This window comes from Reichenbachiella agariperforans, assembly GCF_900142205.1.
GTDB classification, from domain to species: domain Bacteria; phylum Bacteroidota; class Bacteroidia; order Cytophagales; family Cyclobacteriaceae; genus Reichenbachiella; species Reichenbachiella agariperforans.
Genome location: NZ_FRAA01000009.1, coordinates 18,152 through 36,489, shown reverse-complemented (window position 1 = coordinate 36,489; position 18,338 = coordinate 18,152). Strand labels below are relative to the sequence as shown.

Annotated in this window: 11 protein-coding genes; 4 read left to right on the top strand and 7 right to left on the bottom strand. The window is 45.6% G+C overall.

Features of this window, described 5'->3' with window-relative positions; translation table 11 throughout:
- Positions 1 to 33: 33 nt before the first annotated feature.
- The 6 genes from BUB99_RS17815 to BUB99_RS17790 form a co-directional block, all read right to left on the bottom strand.
- Positions 34 to 1,632, bottom strand: coding sequence for a phytoene desaturase family protein (locus tag BUB99_RS17815; RefSeq protein WP_073124818.1), 1,599 nt, complete (start codon positions 1,630 to 1,632; stop codon positions 34 to 36).
- A 159-nt stretch (positions 1,633 to 1,791) separates the two neighbouring features.
- Entirely contained in the window at positions 1,792 to 6,063 is a 4,272-nt protein-coding gene (dnaE, locus tag BUB99_RS17810) for a DNA polymerase III subunit alpha (RefSeq protein WP_073124816.1), read from the bottom strand.
- A gap of 1,141 nt (positions 6,064 to 7,204) precedes the next feature.
- Positions 7,205 to 7,480 (bottom strand): hypothetical protein, encoded by a 276-nt coding sequence (locus BUB99_RS17805; RefSeq protein WP_073124814.1) that lies wholly within the window; start codon positions 7,478 to 7,480, stop codon positions 7,205 to 7,207.
- A 153-nt stretch (positions 7,481 to 7,633) separates the two neighbouring features.
- Complete coding sequence (locus tag BUB99_RS17800) at positions 7,634 to 8,386, bottom strand: succinate dehydrogenase/fumarate reductase iron-sulfur subunit (protein WP_073124813.1); 753 nt, start codon at positions 8,384 to 8,386, stop codon at positions 7,634 to 7,636.
- 8 nt (positions 8,387 to 8,394) lie between these two features.
- On the bottom strand, positions 8,395 to 10,317 hold the full coding sequence (locus tag BUB99_RS17795; RefSeq protein ID WP_073124811.1) for a fumarate reductase/succinate dehydrogenase flavoprotein subunit: 1,923 nt from the start codon (positions 10,315 to 10,317) through the stop codon (positions 8,395 to 8,397).
- 34 nt (positions 10,318 to 10,351) lie between these two features.
- Complete coding sequence (locus BUB99_RS17790) at positions 10,352 to 11,032, bottom strand: succinate dehydrogenase cytochrome b subunit (protein WP_073124809.1); 681 nt, start codon at positions 11,030 to 11,032, stop codon at positions 10,352 to 10,354.
- A gap of 312 nt (positions 11,033 to 11,344) precedes the next feature.
- Here BUB99_RS17790 and BUB99_RS17785 point away from each other — a divergent pair, with 312 nt between their 5' ends.
- From BUB99_RS17785 to fabD, 3 genes are read left to right on the top strand one after another with little or no spacing between them, the layout of a single operon-like run.
- On the top strand, positions 11,345 to 14,239 hold the full coding sequence (locus BUB99_RS17785; protein ID WP_139281090.1) for a gliding motility-associated C-terminal domain-containing protein: 2,895 nt from the start codon (positions 11,345 to 11,347) through the stop codon (positions 14,237 to 14,239).
- Positions 14,218 to 14,640, top strand: coding sequence for a thiol-disulfide oxidoreductase DCC family protein (locus BUB99_RS17780; protein ID WP_073124806.1), 423 nt, complete (start codon positions 14,218 to 14,220; stop codon positions 14,638 to 14,640). Before BUB99_RS17785 ends, BUB99_RS17780 begins: the two co-directional genes overlap by 22 nt.
- A gap of 43 nt (positions 14,641 to 14,683) precedes the next feature.
- Positions 14,684 to 15,553: an ACP S-malonyltransferase gene (gene fabD / locus BUB99_RS17775; protein ID WP_073124804.1), complete on the top strand. Its 870-nt coding sequence runs from the start codon at positions 14,684 to 14,686 to the stop codon at positions 15,551 to 15,553.
- 280 nt (positions 15,554 to 15,833) lie between these two features.
- Here the strand turns inward: fabD and BUB99_RS17770 are convergent, their stop codons facing one another.
- Positions 15,834 to 16,892, bottom strand: coding sequence for a sensor histidine kinase (locus BUB99_RS17770; protein ID WP_073124802.1), 1,059 nt, complete (start codon positions 16,890 to 16,892; stop codon positions 15,834 to 15,836).
- A 286-nt stretch (positions 16,893 to 17,178) separates the two neighbouring features.
- Here BUB99_RS17770 and BUB99_RS17765 point away from each other — a divergent pair, with 286 nt between their 5' ends.
- On the top strand, positions 17,179 to 18,336 hold the full coding sequence (locus BUB99_RS17765; protein ID WP_073125017.1) for a homogentisate 1,2-dioxygenase: 1,158 nt from the start codon (positions 17,179 to 17,181) through the stop codon (positions 18,334 to 18,336).
- Positions 18,337 to 18,338: the final 2 nt, after the last annotated feature.

The window sequence follows — 18,338 nt, the reverse complement described above, 5'->3', positions numbered from 1 at the left end:
ATTGTATCAAGTAAATCATTTCAAAGGTCATTATCACCCTACAGGGTTATTCATGTCTTTGAATATTTTCCAAACGCGAAATTTGAGAATGACGATGGCACATAGCATACCCGAAAGCATGGCGCCTGCTACGCCGACGAGGGTGATGTCTTGGCCGACGAGTTTGAGTCCTTTGATTTTGGTCTGAGGTCTGAGGTAGGGTAGGGCAAATCGTTTTGGCGTGTGTGCTAGTCCGTAGATCTCTCCAGTTTGGTAGTCCGTGAAATGACGTGTAGATAGTGGTGTGCTGACTTCTGCATAGATCACGTGCCCTTTGATCTGAGGAACGAGTTCGTAGAGTTTTTCCAGCATGGTGTTTTTGAAATGTTCCTTCTTTTGTTGGTAGGCAGTTTCTCTGTTGCGCCAGGGTTGCTCAGCATATGATTCGTACCATTCGTATCGGCCTACGGAGATGGCTTGAATTGTTGATCTGTTAGGGTGCTGCTCGGCCCATAGTGCGTCTTTGGCAGAGGGGAAAGACACATAGGAAAACTTATTTGCCGTATTATGTTCGGTGATACTATTGATATCCGCTGAGTAATCTTCCGTTTCGTAACTCCAGATGTTGTGTTTGGGCAGTTTCAATTGCTCGTCGGATCGATCGAGTCCAACATAGAGACACAGATGAGCACTCGATGGTTTGGTGTCGTTTGGTGACATGGCTTGTCGTTTTCGAGCTGTTTCATCGAGGAGTTTTCCGAAAGTGTTTTTGATGCCTATGTTGCTGATGACACTGCGACAGGGGATGAATTTTCCTTTGATACGGATGCCTGTGGCTTTCCCTTTTTCGGTGACGATTTCAGAGACGGGGGCGTTGATGTAGGTTTTGCCTCCTAGTCGACGAAAAGTATCTAAAGTGCGATTGGCGATCTGTTCACTGCCTCCATGAGGGTAGTATCCTCCTTCCATGAAATGCCCGATCACCATGGCATGTGCTGCAAAACTACTTTCCTTCGGAGGTAGGCCATAATTGCCACATTGCCCACAGAGTACTGCGATGAGACGCCGGTTTGTCGTGAGGGTTTGAAGTGTCTCTAGCGTCGTAGAGCGGTAGTATTTGGCGTATGCCCGTCGAATCAATCTGCCTAGTGTTTGGCTCAAGAAGGGTTCAAAGCTTTTCTCAAAGAAGAAAGCACTGCCCCATTTGTTGGTTTTCTTGAGTAAGGTCAGATAGTCATCGATGGCTTGATGATCGTCAGGGAAGTAATGCTTCATTTGTTGCCTAAAGTTCTCTTCTCCTGCGGGGATTTCGTAGCGGTCTTTGCCGATCATGACCACATCGTAGACCTCTCCCATATAAGCCCAATTCAGTTCATGGTTGGTGAGGAAATCCATGAGTTTGCGTAGACCGTGTCCTTCCTGCATGTTGCCCATGTAGTGGACACCCACGTCCCATTTCATGCCATCTTTCCGTTTGAATGAGTGGGTGAACCCACCCGGTACATAGTGCTGCTCGAAGAGGGCGACTTTTTTACCTGCCTTGGCGAGCCAAGTGCCTAGGGTCATGGCTCCCATACCCGAGCCGATGATGACATGGTCGAACCCCGTGTGATCGTCAGTGGTTGAGAAGGAAGCGTATGGCTTGTTTTGCATAGGTTGTCAGAACTTCGAGCAGAGGTTTGATCTCAGAAGTTGAAATCCAAGATATAGCCTAGCGTATCGATATGCTACATTTATGCAGAATAGTTGTTAGGAAAACCGCTATAGTAGTATGACTGGTGGTCATTGTTAGTTCGATTTTTGGGTATAGAGTTATACAATCACATCATATTTAATGTGCTCGTAGGTGTCTAGTTTTTTGATGAGTTCGTCATCGGGACTGACTTTGATCTTGCGAGACATGAGGTTGACTTTCATGCCTGCTTCTGGATCGAAGATGTTGACTTTGAGTAGGCCGTCCCCTTCGTGGGCTGCAGTCAGCTCGTTGATGTCTTTGATCAGCTCGTCGGAGATGTCTTGGAGCCTCAGGTTGAGCGTGATGCCTTTGGTCTTCTCTGCACGGATGTCGGTGAGTAGGGATACGGAGTTGATTTTGAACTCTAGATCAGGGCCTTGCCATTTGAGCTTGATTGCGCCTTGGAGGTAGAGAAACCACCCCACTTCGAAGTACTCCTTGAACTTGACATAGTCCTCCGAAAACAAGAAGAAGGTATAGGTGTCTGTGTAGTCTTGGATCTCCAGTGTTCCAAATGGTTTTCCATTTTTGGTTTGCCGATGGCCTACTGCCGTGACCATGCCGGCCATGCGGATGTTGGCTCCTTTCTTTTGCAGTTCGGGCATGTTGTTGAGCTCACCGACGGAGGTGTTGCAGAACTTATCGATCTCGAACTTGAACTGATCCAATGGATGACCAGAGATGTATAGTCCCACGACTTCTTTTTCCAGTCGGAGCTGTTCCAAGTTCGTAAACGGCTCTACATCCGCGACGGTAGGGATGGGTTCAGACACGCCTGAGTCTCCACCGAATAGGGATGCCTGTGCACTGGCAGCTTGTGCTTCCATGCGGTTGGCATATTTGACGACCTTGTCGATGAGGTTGGTTTCATTGCCCACTGCTGCGAGGTACTGCCGTCTGTGGTAGGATTCGAAGCAGTCAAATGCCCCCGCCTGTGCCATGACTTCCAGTGTTTTCTTGTTGACCTGACGCAGGTTGACACGTATCGCTAGATCGAAGATGTCTTTGTATATCCCGTTGGCTTCTCGCTCTTCGATGAGTGCCTTCACTGCTGCATCACCGGCACCTTTCATCGCTGCGAGTCCAAATCGTACCTGGCCTTGGTCGTTCACGTTGAATTTCGTGATGGATTCGTTGACATCTGGCCCGAGTACTTCGAGTCCCATCCGCTGGCATTCTTCCATGAAGAAACTTACCTGCTTGATGTCGTTCATGTTGTTGGAGAGTACGGCAGCCATGTACTCGGCAGGGTAGTTGGCTTTGAGGTAGGCCGTCTGGTAGGCCACCCATGCGTAGCACGTCGAGTGAGACTTGTTGAAGGCATAGGATGCAAAAGCTTCCCAATCCTTCCATACTTTTTCGAGTATTTTGGCATCATGCCCTTTGGCAGAAGCTTGTTCGATGAATTTAGGTTTCATCTTATCCAGTACTGCCATTTGCTTTTTACCCATGGCCTTACGCAGTACATCGGCTTCCCCCTTGGTGAAGTCCGCCAGTTTCTGAGAAAGTCGCATAACCTGCTCCTGATAGACGGTGATTCCGTAGGTTTCCTCTAGGTACTCTTGCATGTCGTCCAGATCATACTGGATCTCTTCATCGCCATGCTTACGCTTGATAAATGAGGGGATGTACTCGATCGGTCCCGGACGATAGAGTGCGTTCATTGCAATCAAATCGGCAAATACCGTAGGCTTGAGCTCCCGCATATACTTCTGCATACCGGGGGATTCATATTGGAATATTCCGACGGTTTCTCCACGCTGGAAGAGCTCGTAGGTCGCTTGATCGTCGATGGGGAACTCATCAGGGTCGAGCGTGATGTCGTGTCGTTGCTTGACCAGACGGCAAGCATCTTTGATCAAGGTGAGGGTTTTGAGACCCAAAAAATCCATCTTGAGTAGACCAGCATCTTCTACGACGGAGTTGTCAAACTGCGTACAGTACATCTCCGAATCCTTGGCCAGTGCTACAGGGACGAACTTGGTGATGTCGTCTGGTGTGATGATGACCCCACAGGCATGAATCCCTGTGTTTCGCACCGATCCTTCGAGCATTTTGGCTTGGTTGACGACCTTGGATTCTGGCGTAGATTCTGTCGCGATACGCTTCAGTTCGTTGGCTTGTGTGATCGCTTCGGGGTTGTTTTTGAGTTTGTCCGCTAGGTCTTTGTCGCTGAGGCTAAACAGCTTCTTGAGTTTGATGTCCGGGACCAATTTGGCGAGTCGGTCGGCATCTGCCAAATTGAGCTCCAGTACACGTGAGGTGTCCCGGATGGCTGACTTGGCTGCCATCGTACCGTAGGTGATGATCTGGGCGACTTGATTTGCCCCGTATTTGTTGATCACATAGTCAATCACGCTCTGACGACCCTCATCGTCAAAGTCAATATCGATATCGGGCATGGACACCCTTTCTGGATTCAAGAAACGCTCAAAAAGTAGATCGTACTTGATCGGGTCTACGTTGGTGATCCCGATGCAGTAGGCGACTGCTGATCCAGCGGCTGACCCACGGCCTGGGCCTACCGATACGCCCATGTCACGTGCCGCTTGGCAAAAGTCCTGTACAATCAAGAAGTAACCAGGGTAGCCGGTGTTTCGGATGACATCCAGCTCAAAGTCCAGTCGCTCCTCGATGTCTGGGGTGATCTCGTCGTAGCGCTTTTTGGCACCTTCGTAGGTGAGGTGGCGCAGCAGATTGTTTTCGCCCAGTTTGAGGGAAGCATCGTCTTTGTCTCGCTCGTCTTGAAACTCCTCCGGTATGTCAAAGGCTGGGAGGAGAATGTCGCGCTCGAGTACGTAGCTCTCGATTTTGTCTACGATCTCGTTGGTGGTACTGATGGCGTCTGGCAGATCCGCAAAGAGTTTTTTCATCTCTGCCGGTGACTTGATGTAGAATTCCTCGTTGGGGAAGCCGTAGCGAAACTCTCTGCCTCGTTTGCCGATGTATTTTTTTGGTTTGGATTGCTGTTCGCCATCTTTGACACAGAGCAGGATGTCATGGGCATTGGCCTGTGACTTGTCGGTGTAGTAGGTGTTGTTGGAGGCGAAGTACTTGACGCCATGTTTCTCAGCGAAGCGCAGCAACACTTGGTTGACGACTTCTTCTTCTTCCACACCGTGACGCGTCAGTTCGACATAGAAGTCCTCTCCAAACAGTTCCTTGTACCAGAGGAACACTTCTTCGGCTTGTTCTTCGCCGATGTTTAGGATCGTAAATGGAATCTCCCCCCAAAGCCCACCCGTCGTTGCGATGATGTCTTCCTTGTATTGCTCGATGACTGACTTGTCTATACGAGGCACATAGTAGAACCCCTCGACGAAGGCAATGGAGGCCATCTTGGCGAGGTTGTGGTAGCCTTTTTTGTTCTTGGCGATGAGTACCTGTTGGTAACCGTTGTTTTGTTTGCTCTTCGAGGTGCGATCATCGGTGACGTTGAACTCACAACCTAGGATAGGTTTGATGTCAGCAGCCAGTGCGGCGCGTACGAAGTGGAAAGCCGCCATCATGTTGCCATGGTCTGTCAGGGCAATGGCGGGCATGTTGTGTTGTTTGGCTGTCTGTACGATGGAGTCTACTTCGGAGACTGCCTGTAGTACGGAGTACTGCGAGTGGACGTGAAGGTGGGAGAAGGGGAGGTCCTCGAGTGCCTTGATTTCTTCGGCAGTAGCTTTGGGCGGCATCTCGATGCTTTGCTCTTCTGTTGCAGCGAAATTGGCCGCTTCGAGTTTAGGTGCTTCGTAGATGACCTGCTCCTTGGCCGTATCGTCCAAGGGAGGGATGACCCCCTCCGTGATCAGACCAAAGAAACACTTGGCTGTCGCATCTACATCATAAGCCGCATCATGGGCATCATCAAAGCCTTCGCCAAAGAGCTTGGTGTGCAGCTCGGTCAGGGTGGGCCACTTGAAGCGACCGCCACGACCGGGTATGGCGACATAGTCTGTGGATTCGTCCTTGGTATCGATGGCTTTGATGCCATTGAGGTCATTGTTTCGTTCTTTGCGCAGATATTCTGCGCCGACGATGTTCAGGTCAAACTCGACGTTGTGACCGACGACTGATTCTGTTCTTTTGAGGTCTTCGCTGAATATACTGAGGACTTCATTGAGATCGTGTCCTTCCGCTTCGGCACGCTCCGTAGAGATACCGTGTACTTTTTGCGCATTGAAAGGAATCGTGTACCCTTCTGGCTTGACGATGAAATTTTGTCTATCGATCAGCGAACCGTCGTTGGCGTGGAGTTGCCATGCGAGCTGTACCAGTCTAGGCCAGTTGTCTAGGTCTTCGAGCGGTGCATTGTAGTTCTTGGGTAAACCCGTGGTCTCGGTATCAAAAATCAGGTACATACTGTCGAGTTGAAAGTGAAAAGTACAAAGCTTTAGGTAGTTACACGTCTGGCTTTGCACTTTGAAAAGCGCGCCTTAAAATTAGTGATTTATGTGGATGGAAAGGAGAGGAGTGAAGGGGAAGTTTTCCACACAAGACCGAGATGGTGTGTAAGCATCGCTTGGGTGCGACCTGGAGTGCTATAGGGTTGGGTTTAAATCGTTCGAGGTGTTTTTTTAAATTCGCTTCACTCAGACAAAATGTCTTCTTTTTTGATTTCTCTCAATCGATAGAGAATATACAACAATTGAGCGTCTTATACCTTGTGATTGGTAGTCAGAGTTTTTATTAAAAGTGCTATTTTGATGGCCTGAAGGGGGGTTTTAGTTGTCTTTTTTAAACACGTGTCTTTGGCGCTGGAACTACAGGTGTTTCGGGCGACAAACACGTGTGTTTCGAGCGCCAAAGACACGTGTTTCGACGTTCAAACACACGTGTTTGTTTTGACGTTCATTTGAAGCCCTTTCTTTTTCATCTTGACAGGAGTTAAATTGAGCTTTTTGTGATATGCTGCTGACATATTGTCTTAATTATTTATACGCATAGACTATGTTTGGAGGGATGATCATTGCTACCTACTACAGCAGGGGTAGTACTGTGAATTGTACTTGTGAGAACCCTTTTTACATCATTTGGGAGGAGGAGCGATCTCTCAGTTCTGGCAGAATACTCACCACAGTCAATCTTAGCTTCCTCACTTGCGGAGAGCCTAGTCTTATGACGGTAATACTATTAGTAGCAAGCGGAATTACACGACACCTTCCTCGGAGCGTAGAACAAAAAATACAAGGCGTATTTAGCTCCTTTTAAAGGATCAGTCTGTAAAGTTGGAGGGGACTCGGTAGACAGGTTCGATATTTTTATTCCAATCATTCAAATTAACCTCAAAGACTTATAAGAGATGGTTATTCACGAAAAACAATCATAAATTTCGAACAATGAATCTTGAATCACGAAGTAACTCTTGATCTCTCCCCAGAAATACGGATTGCCCCCTTTTAAACAGATTTAGAGGGGTGCAGCGGTTTAGGAGTGGATGGTTAAAAACAAAAAGAGCCACTCCTGAGAGCCGCTCTTTTTGTTTTTAAATGTATTTAAATCTTATCCTGCACAGCTTGTAGAAATTTCAATGAGTTTTTCTAAATCGTCAAACCCTAGATTTGAATATTCTTTGTAACTGTACTCTTCAGTTATTTTATCTACATAACAGTCGCAAGCATCGTCGCTAGTCCCTTCACAAGATTCCTCTCTTAATTCAGCAATTTGCGCATCCGTCCAAGTAGAGGATCCACCGTCATCGTCTTTGTCACAAGAAGAAACAAAAAGAACAGAAGCTAAAAGAGCTGCAGATAGGAATGATTTTGAAATTAAATTCATAATTAATATTTAAAAATGGTTAGTTAAATGAAGTAGCGTTACGTGCTATTTCTTAAAAGTTTGAAGATAGCATAAAAGTTTTAAAATGGTCGGTTAAGCATAAAAAAAGCCACTCGAAAAAGAGTGGCTTTGAATATTTAAGATAGCGCTAGACTATACGTTATCAGAAGCTGCTTTTGCTCCGATGTATTCTCTGTTCAAGCGAGCAATGTGCTCTTGACCGATTTCCTTTGGACAGACTGCAGAACAAGCGCCAGTATTGGTACAGTTACCAAAACCTTCTTCTTCCATCTGCGCGACCATTCTTTCGACGCGTGTGTGTCTCTCGGTTTGTCCCTGTGGCAACAAGGCCAGTTGAGAAACCTTCGCCGCGGTGAATAGCATAGCAGAAGCGTTTTTGCACGCTGCAACACAAGCACCACAACCGATACACTGGGCAGCATCCATGGCCTGATCAGCGATCGTTTTAGGGATCGCGATTTCGTTGGCGTCTGGTACACCTCCAGTGTTGACATTGACATAGCCACCCGCTTGGATGATTCGATCAAAAGAACTTCTGTCTACCACCAAATCTTTGTGCACTGGGAAAGCAGACGCTCTCCAAGGCTCGATCACGATGATGTCACCATCCTTGAACGATCTCATGTGTAGCTGGCACGTCGTGACAGCATCCTTTGGTCCGTGTGGTTTGCCGTTGATATACAGCGAGCACATGCCACAGATACCTTCTCTACAGTCATGATCGAAGTGTACAGGGTCTTTGCCATCTCTCGATAGGTCTTCGTTCAACACGTCAAGCATTTCAAGAAATGACATGTCTGGGGATACGTCCGAAACATCGTATGATTCGAAAGCACCTTTGTCGTTAGCGTTTTTCTGTCTCCAGATTTTTAATTTCAGATTCATGTCAATTCTTATTTATAGCTTCTTTGAGTCAATTTAACATTTTCGAATTCTAGCTCTTCCTTGTGTAGTTTGGCATCTTGGCCTTCTCCTTGGTATTCCCAAGCCGCTACATAAGAAAATTCATCATCGATACGGAGTGCTTCTCCCTCTGGAGTTTGAGATTCCTCTCTGAAGTGACCGCCACATGATTCTCTTCTGTTGAAGGCATCATCGACCATCAATTCGCCGAGTTCGATGAAGTCAGCCACTCTATTGGCTTTTTCGAGAGACATGTTCATCTCCTCGTTGTCTCCGAGCACTTTGACGTTTTTCCAGAACTCTTCGCGGAGTGCTTTGATCTTCTCCTTGGCGAGTTTCAGCCCTTCCGCATTTCTGGCCATACCACAGTGTTCCCACATGATGTGTCCGAGCTCTTTGTGGAAGTCATCTACGGTTTTGGTTCCGTTGATGCTGAGGAGTTTTTGAATCCTGTCTTTGACTTCTTTTTCTGCCGTTTGGAATGCCTCATGATCCGTAGGGATCTTGTCGTATGGCATGTTGGCGAGGTAGTCACCAATCGTATACGGCAAGACGAAGTATCCATCCGCTAGCCCTTGCATCAAGGCACTTGCTCCGAGACGGTTTGCTCCGTGATCTGAGAAGTTGGCCTCACCTGCAGCATATAGCCCAGGGACAGAAGTCATCAAGTTGTAATCTACCCATAGACCACCCATGGTATAGTGTACGGCTGGATAGATCATCATCGGCATTTCGTAGGGATTGTCACCCGTGATCTGCTGATACATGTCAAACAAGTTGCCGTATTTCCCTTTGATGGTTTCTAGTCCATCTCTTTTGATCGCGTCAGAGAAATCTAGGAATACCGCTAAGCCTGTTGCGCCGACACCTTTGCCAGCATCACACATTTGCTTGGCATTTCGAGAAGCCACATCACGAGGGACGAGGTTACCAAATGCAGGGTATTTTCTTTCCAAGTAGTAATCTCTGTCTTCTTCAGCGATTTTGGCAGCATCTGCTGCTTTCAATCCTTTGACTGCCTCTTTAGGTACCCAGATACGTCCGTCGTTTCTGAGTGACTCTGACATGAGGGTCAGTTTGGACTGGTGGTCGCCTGATACAGGGATACATGTTGGGTGAATCTGCGTGTAACATGGGTTACCAAAGAACGCCCCCTTCTTGTGTGCTCTCCAAGCGGCCGTCACGTTCGAGCCCATGGCATTGGTAGAGAGGAAGAATACATTACCGTATCCGCCAGTCGCCAATACTACGGCATGTGCTGAGTGTGATTCGATCTCGCCTGTAATGAGGTTTCTGGTGACGATACCTCTGGCCTGACCATCGATGATCACTACGTCGAGCATTTCTGTTCTAGCGTAGAGTTTTACTTTGCCCGTAGCGACTTGTCTGCTGAGTGCAGAGTAGGCACCGAGTAGTAACTGCTGTCCCGTTTGGCCTCTCGCGTAGAAGGTACGCGATACTTGCGCGCCCCCGAACGATCGGTTGTCTAGTAGCCCACCATAGTCACGGGCGAAGGGTACACCTTGCGCGACGCACTGGTCGATGATGTTGACAGATACTTCTGCGAGACGGTGGATGTTGGCTTCTCTACCTCTGTAGTCACCACCTTTGATGGTGTCATAGAAGAGACGGAAGACCGAATCTCCATCGTTTTGATAGTTTTTTGCCGCGTTGATACCTCCTTGCGCCGCGATACTGTGTGCACGACGAGGGCTATCTTGAAAGCAAAACGACTTGACATTGTAGCCCAGTTCGCCAAACGAAGCGGCAGCTGATGCGCCTGCTAGTCCAGTCCCTACTACGATGATGTCGTATTTTCTTTTGTTGGCTGGGTTGACCAGTTTGCTTTTGAATTTGTGGCTAGTCCACTTATCTGCTAACGGTCCCTCAGGTATTTTTGAATCTAAAGCCATTTCTTTAATTTCTTAGTTTTCTTAATTCTTTAAATTATCCTTTCAGGTACATAACAATCGGAATGATTGCGAAACCAGCGGCTACCAAAATAGAGTAGAGCACGCCCAGTTTTTTGATGAAAGGGGTGTATTTCTTGTGATTCAAACCCAAAGTCTGAAATGCACTAGAAAACCCGTGTGACAAGTGAAAGCCTAAGAAGACCATGCAAATGACATAGAAACCTGCGTACAGTGGCTGTGAAAAAGCGAAGGAGACCACTTCGTACCCGTTGGGGTAAGTGACGCCATCGTACACTACGTCTGCCAACGAACCGTTTTTGAACTTGTACCAAAAGCCCGCGAGGTGAGCGATGATAAAGACCAAAATGATGATCCCTAGTAGTGCCATGTTTTTAGAGGCCCAGCTACTCTTGGAGTCATTGGTGCTAACAGCATACTTTACTTTCCTCGCAGACTTGTTTTGTCTGGTCAGGATGATCCCATCGATGATGTGTACCAATATGAAAAAGAAGTTTCCATACGAGACGAACTTGATCAATGGATTGTGCGCCATGTTGTAGGCATAGATGTTAAAGGCTTTGCCTCCATCACCTGCGAGCAACTGTAGGTTTCCAGCGAGATGAATCACCAGGAAAAGAATTAGAAATAATCCAGTCAGCGACATTAGCAGTTTTTTGCCTATCGTGCCGGAAATCGATTGTGTAAACCAACTCATGATTTAGTTTTTGAATAAGTAGAATAAATTTCTGTAAAGATATATTCGGGGGGCTAATCTGACAATGACAATAAGTATTTATACTGGGTATAAATTAGCATGAATAGCGATTGTTGATTTGAGTGAGGCTTAAGCAGTTTTATTGGTGTGATTGTCATTTAGGAGCAAAGATGCCTGCGAATTTTCCTCTTATAGAGAATCGTTGCTTTATCAATAACCCTATATTTGAATTACAATCAGTTTATATTTGACAGTTGCTATGCGGTAGTTTTCCGACTAGCTACTCGATGATCACACACAAGTAGACACGCGATGATTAGATTGCTCGACAAAAAGGTTCTTTTATTGATAGCCACACTCATGATGTTATCGGTGGTGGTATCACAGGCGACACATATACGTGCAGGAGAAATCGTCGCACGACGTATTTCTAGTTCTACGTTGACCTATCGGTTCTCCGTGATTGGCTATACCGACACGGGTTCTACTGTTTTGTTTGGTAGTGGAGATATTGATTTCGGGGATGGAGTGAATGTCAATTTAGGAGAGAATGCCGAAAGCAACCAAACCATACTGCTCGGTGATGAAGTAGCCTATAACGTCTTCACTATCACACATACTTTTCAAGGGAATGGTCGCTATGTGGTCAGATATAACGAACAGAATAGAAATGCTGGAGTGGTCAATATGTCTAGTTCGGTGGACACGCCATTTTATATAGAAACTGAGATATCCATCGACCCTATTTTTGGAATCAACAATACACCTGTTTTTCTAGTCCCGCCAATAGATAAAGGAGCAGAAGGCGCTATTTTTTTGCACAACCCTGGAGCTTACGATTCGGACGGGGATAGTTTGTCTTATCATTTAAAAATTCCTCAGCAGTTTTTTGATCGTGAAGTCAACGGATATAAAGAGCCTAATGACCCAAGCTTTTATACGAACTACTTAGAAGGAAATCAAGAACGAGATGGGCCACCTACTTTCTCAATTGACTCTATCAACGGAGATTTGACATGGGATGCACCTGGGTTGATGGGAGAGTATAATGTAGCCTTTGAAGTAAGGGAATGGAGAAAGCTTGATGATCAATGGTTTAATATAGGTTCTGTAACTCGTGACATGCAGATCATTATAGAGGAAACAGATAACAATCCACCAGAAATTATCCAACCCATGGAGATATGTGTAGAGGCGGGGGAAACGATAGAAGAGATAATCATTGCGACGGATCCTGATGGAGACCCATTGACTTTGGAAGTGTTTGGTGGTCCTTTGCAGTCATTTATTAACCCCGCAACGTTTAGTCCCGATCCACCAACGGTACAGCCGACGCCTGCGCAAATTGCTTTTAGATGGGAGACTACCTGTGATCATATTCGTGAGAGACCGTATGAAGTGCAGATCAAAGCGAAGGATGAACCACCGCTAGGAACTCGACTGGTAGATTTTAAAACATGGCTGATACGTGTAGTAGCTCCAGCGCCCACAGGACTAGTGACCAATAAGTTGTCAGGAAGACGGGTAGAACTTAATTGGGACATGTACACTTGCGGCAATGCTGATAAGATTGAGATTTGGCGAAGGGTGGATAGCTTTGATATCGTAGCAGAAGACTGTGTGGTGGGTATGCCCGCCAATGCAGGCTATGAACTCATTGATGTAGTCAATAATAGCAATCTTGCAGGTCAACAAGTGACAAATTATATAGATGATAATGAAGGAACTGGGTTAGCACCAGGTGCTAATTATTGTTATCGTATTGTCGCACAGTTTCCTGCACCAGCAGGAGGAGAGAGCTATGTCTCTGAAGAGGCTTGTGCTCAAATAGGAGTAGAAGCACCTGTAGTGCTCAATGTAGATGTGTTACAAACGAGTGAAGCCAATGGTGAAATCTATGTAAGGTGGGAAGAACCATTTGATTTGGATCCTGTTTTGTTTCCAGGGCCTTATACCTACGATGTGGTTCGTTATGAGGGGCTTTCGGGCTTAGCGAATGGAGATACGGTTGCGCTGGGGATTACCAATAGAGAGTTTACAGATACTGGATTGAATACTGATCAGCTCCCTTATCATTATTTGATTCATGCATATCAAAATGATGGTACCTATATTGACTCATCTTTTCCCGCCTCATCAGTACGCCTCAAAGCAACGACAGATGTGAAATCTATTATGATAGAATGGGAAGCACTCGTGCCATGGTCTAATGTGATGGATTCTTTGCCCTATCATCGTGTGTGGCGAGACAATGTCGATGATTTCTTTCCCGATCAGTTGATGTTGATCGATTCAGTAGAGGTGACAGTAGATGGGTTTCGCTATATAGATGATGGATCACACAACGGTGTAGCGCTGAGCGATGAGACGATGTACCGCTACTATGTGGAGACCAAAGGAAGCTATGGGAATCCTTCATTGAGTAGTTATGACCCGTTACTGAACAAGTCACAGATTCTGTCAGCCCAGCCGAACGATACCATACCGCCTTGTACACCAGTTGATTTTGCCTTTGATGACAGCTTTGATTGTCAGACGTTCTTGTCGACTCGGGGGTGTGACTTTGATCAGTTCGAGAATTTGCTCGAATGGAATCAAGATGGAGCATCTCAATGTGACAATGATATCAATAGTTATAACATCTATTTCTCAGATGAAGATACTGCAGAAGAGTTGCCGTTTTTGGCCAATGTAGAAGGTACTTCATACTTACATGAAGGGTTGTCTTCTTTCAAGGGCTGCTACGAAATTACATCTGTGGATCGATCAGGCAATGAAAGCGAGCGTTCTGCACGTATATGCCATGACAACTGCCCATTCATCAAAATGCCTAACGTGTTTACGCCAAATGGTGATGGCGTAAACGACACGTTTACCCCGTTCTGGGATCAGGTTTTAACGGGAGGTTCAGAAGGTGGCAGTGGTGGTATTCCAGATTTTGATAATGCGGATTGCCCTCGCTTTGTATTGGCAGTTAATTTTACTGTTTTTGATAGAACTGGAGGAGTATTGTTCACGTACAACTCCGAAGACGACAGACCCGCAGAGAGTGATCCAGGTATATTGATCATGTGGGATGGGAAAAATAAAAATGGCCGTATGCTTGAGTCTGGTGTGTATTATTTTAGTCTAGAGGTGACATTTGATGCACTTGACCCAGATGAATCGGTGAAGAATTACAAAGGATGGGTGAACATAATAAGATAAGTCAGTTGGATAATTTGGTGCTTTATGATGGGGTTTGTAAGTTTTGTAATAGCTCCGTGAGTTTTGTACTGGATCATGAAAAGAATGATCAGCTGAAGTTTACACCGCTCCAATCTCCACTAGGAGAAAAGATACTGTCTGAGCATGGTCTTCCTAAGGATTACACGGATAGTATTTTGTTCTTGTCCAAAGATAAGCTGTATGCTAAATCTAAGGCAGCGTTTAAGATTTCCAAATTTTTGAAAGCGCCATGGTCACTAGGGCAGGTGTTTTTGGTTGTACCTTCCTTTGTTTCTAATGTCTTTTATGATGTCATCGCTAAGAATCGATACAAGTGGTTTGGGATGACGGATGCTTGTATGCTACCGCCTGCGAATCACAAGGAGCGGTTTTTAGAATGAAGGGAATTGCTTTAAGTTTGCGCCTCGCAAATTAAAAAAGTAAATGAAAGCATACGTATTCCCAGGTCAGGGAGCTCAATTTTCAGGTATGGGCAAGGACTTATACGATAGTTCTGCAGCAGCCAAATCATATTTTGATAGTGCCAACGATATACTCGGGTTCGATATCACCAAAGTGATGTTCGAGGGTAGTGCGGAAGAATTGAAAGAAACCAAGGTGACACAGCCAGCGGTATTTATTCATTCTGCGGTCACAGCATTAGTTAGTGCGGATTTCAAGCCAGATATGGTGGCGGGTCACTCTTTGGGTGAGTTTTCTGCTTTGGTTGCTAACAAAGCGTTAAGCTTTGAGGATGCATTAAGATTGGTCTCACAACGTGCCCTAGCGATGCAAAAAGCCTGTGAAATGAATCCATCAACTATGGCAGCTATTTTGGGATTAGAGGATTCGGTCGTAGAGGAGATATGTCAATCGATTGAGGGAGTCGTTCCAGCGAACTACAATTGTCCAGGGCAATTGGTAATTTCAGGAACCAACGACGGCATAGAAGCAGCTTGCGAAAAGATGAAAGAAGCAGGAGCTAAACGAGCATTGCCACTGCCAGTAGGAGGGGCGTTTCATAGTCCACTCATGGAGCCTGCTAGAGAAGAGTTAGCCTCAGCTATCGAAGCGACTACTTTTAGTAGTCCTATCTGCCCGGTGTATCAAAACTACGATGCTAAGCCGCATAGTGATATCATAGAGATTAAAAATAATTTGATCTCTCAGTTGACGGCACCTGTGCGTTGGACACAATCGGTTCAAGCTATGGTAGCAGATGGTGGAGCTTCATTCGTAGAGTGTGGTCCTGGAAAAGTGCTTCAGGGATTGGTTAAAAAAATACACAGAGAAGCAGAAGTGAGCGGGTTGTAAGGCGCGTTTCGATGCGATAAAACACAAAGTCCCGTCTAGTTTAGACGGGACTTTGTGTTTTTATTAGGGTGCTTAACTCCTGAATTAGGATCGTCCTGTATTTCTGGGGGAGAGGTAGTAGATCCCTTCGTGATTCAAGATTCATTGTTCGAAATTTGTGATTGTTTTATAAAAAAACAATCACCTATTATGAGTCTTGGAGGTAATATTTAAATGATTGGAATAATGAATGTCGAATGCTCAATGTCGAATATTGATTTTTATCCCCTGAATTACCCAATTAACCTATTGTTTTCTCTTTCGGAATATGGATGGTGAAGATTGCCCCTTTATCTTTCCCTTCGCTATGTGCTTTGATTTGTCCCTGATGCTTTTCTATGAGTAGTTTGGTTAGATAGAGTCCGAGTCCTGTAGTTGGTTCATTTTGTGTACCCTTTCTTTTTGCACTTGTGAATTTGTCGAATAGTATATCTTCTTTTTCTGGATCGAAACCTATGCCTTGGTCCTTGATGCTTATTTCACAGTATTCTTCCTTTTCTATGGCCGATATTTTTACCAAGCCATTTTCATGAGAGTACTTGATGGCATTGTTTAGTAAGTTTTGCGCGACATGCGAAAACAATCTTGGTTGAACCCATATACTTAGTTCAGGATCGATTGCGATGGAGAAATTAATTTTTTTAAGCAGGTTGCTTCCGGCCAACGAAGCAATTTCACCCGCTATGAATTTTTTAGCATTGGTGTTTTTTTTCTCTCCCACTTCTATGTTGAAGTGCGTCGACTTGATGAGTTGCATGGTCTCATTGATGAGCGTCAAAGATTGATTTCCAGAATTAGAGATCATATCAGTGAACTCATAGATTTCGTCGAGTTCATCACTCTCTTTGATTAGTTCAGCAATGCCGACTATAGAGGTGATGGGACTTCTCAGGTCATGCGTGATGAGACTGGCATAATTTTGTTTTTCCTCTGAGAGTTGCTTGACTTGATTGAGGGTCAAATTGATGTTGAGTAGTAGCTGTCCTATTTCATCTTGATAATGGATGGGTAATGGCATGATCTGAAGTGTTTCTTTGAATTGATCCATTGCCATTGAAGCAAGTTTGACGGGCTTTAGGAGTTTCTTGCCCAAGATGACCGTGACTATCAATGCCACAACTGTAAACCCTAAGATCAAAAGGAGCATCAGGTACTTGTTGATTTGGTCTACTGGACTGTATAGTATGTAGGCGATACTGGCTACCAATGGAATATGTGTACCTATAAAGGCAATGAATAGGAACTTATAGATATAAGAATGCTTGAGAGCAGAGAAGTTGAGGGATTCGTAAAATTTCATACATGCGTGGTTGTTGGCATCAATATAAATATTTTCAACTGAGTAGGACACTCAAAGCCCAATTATATAAATGCTCTGTCATGTGAACGAAAATTCGCTTGTTGATTCTTTGGAGAATATAGTGTCATGAGTCAGATATACCGACTACTCTAAACAGCATCATGTCTTGAGACTAATGGACTGTGATAAGCGTCTGGTTGCCATTTATATTGTCAGAAAAAATGATTAGAATTAGCTACACTTCACGCTAGTAGGGCTAGAGGTGTACACCCAAAACAACAGACATATGCCCATTTATCATAAACTTGGTAGGATACCTCCTAAGCGGCATACCCAATTTCGAAAGCCCGATGATTCGCTGTTTTTTGAGCAGTTGTTTGGAACGATCGGATTTGACGGTATGTCCTCGCTGCTCTACCACCACCGTCGACCTACGATGGTGACGGATATTGCTGAGTCCATCGATGCAAGTCCACGGATTGCTGTGGACAAAAACATTCACTCCAAAAAGTTGTTGACTTTTGATGTCGCTCCGAAAAGGGACTATCTAGAGGCACGCGAACCACTGATGGTCAATGGTGATTTGATCATCGGAGTAGCTGCTCCACAACAGTCGATGCGTGACTATTTCTACAAGAATGCTTCGGCAGACGAACTGCTGTTTGTGCACCGAGGATCGGGTACGCTGCGTACGCTCGTAGGGAGTATCCCTTTTGAGTATGGGGATTATTTGGTGATCCCTCGGGGAATGATCTATCAGATCGAATTTGATACGACCGACAACCGGCTGCTCTACGTTGAGTCCTTCACGCCGATTTATACTCCGAAGAAATACCGCAATTGGTTTGGGCAGCTACTGGAGCACTCACCCTACTGTGAGCGAGATTACAAATTGCCACAGGATCTGGAGACACATGACGAGACGGGAGACTTCCTTCTCAAAATCAAAAAGCAGGGCATGTTGCATCACTTGCATTATCAAGCGCATCCATTCGATGTGGTAGGTTGGGATGGTTACAATTACCCGTACGGGTTTTCGATTCACAACTTCGAACCGATCACAGGGCGGGTGCATCAGCCCCCGCCAGTGCATGAGACTTTTGAGACCTCGGCTTTTGTGGTGTGCTCGTTTTGTCCGCGACTCTACGACTACCACCCACAGGCCATTCCTGCGCCTTACAATCACTCCAACATCGACTCGGATGAGATGCTCTACTATGTGGATGGAGATTTCATGAGTCGTACGGGAGTCGCGCCTGGCAACATCAGCCTGCACCCTGCAGGGATACCGCATGGGCCTCATCCGGGTACCTACGAGAAGAGTATCGGACAAAAAGAAACGCTAGAATTGGCAGTCATGATCGATACGTTTCGGCCACTGATGCTCACCGAAAATGCCATGCGTATCGATGACAGGCAGTATTATAAATCTTGGATAGAATAGCA

Bases quoted from the DNA above. Each gene is read 5' to 3' on its own strand.
- BUB99_RS17815 (WP_073124818.1), bottom strand. From the start codon at position 1,632: ATGCAAAACAAGCCATACGCTTCCTTCTCAACCACTGACGATCACACG.
- dnaE (WP_073124816.1), bottom strand. From the start codon at position 6,063: ATGTACCTGATTTTTGATACCGAGACCACGGGTTTACCCAAGAACTAC.
- BUB99_RS17805 (WP_073124814.1), bottom strand. From the start codon at position 7,480: ATGAATTTAATTTCAAAATCATTCCTATCTGCAGCTCTTTTAGCTTCT.
- BUB99_RS17800 (WP_073124813.1), bottom strand. From the start codon at position 8,386: ATGAATCTGAAATTAAAAATCTGGAGACAGAAAAACGCTAACGACAAA.
- BUB99_RS17795 (WP_073124811.1), bottom strand. From the start codon at position 10,317: ATGGCTTTAGATTCAAAAATACCTGAGGGACCGTTAGCAGATAAGTGG.
- BUB99_RS17790 (WP_073124809.1), bottom strand. From the start codon at position 11,032: ATGAGTTGGTTTACACAATCGATTTCCGGCACGATAGGCAAAAAACTG.
- BUB99_RS17785 (WP_139281090.1), top strand. From the start codon at position 11,345: ATGATTAGATTGCTCGACAAAAAGGTTCTTTTATTGATAGCCACACTC.
- BUB99_RS17780 (WP_073124806.1), top strand. From the start codon at position 14,218: ATGGGTGAACATAATAAGATAAGTCAGTTGGATAATTTGGTGCTTTAT.
- fabD (WP_073124804.1), top strand. From the start codon at position 14,684: ATGAAAGCATACGTATTCCCAGGTCAGGGAGCTCAATTTTCAGGTATG.
- BUB99_RS17770 (WP_073124802.1), bottom strand. From the start codon at position 16,892: ATGAAATTTTACGAATCCCTCAACTTCTCTGCTCTCAAGCATTCTTAT.
- BUB99_RS17765 (WP_073125017.1), top strand. From the start codon at position 17,179: ATGCCCATTTATCATAAACTTGGTAGGATACCTCCTAAGCGGCATACC.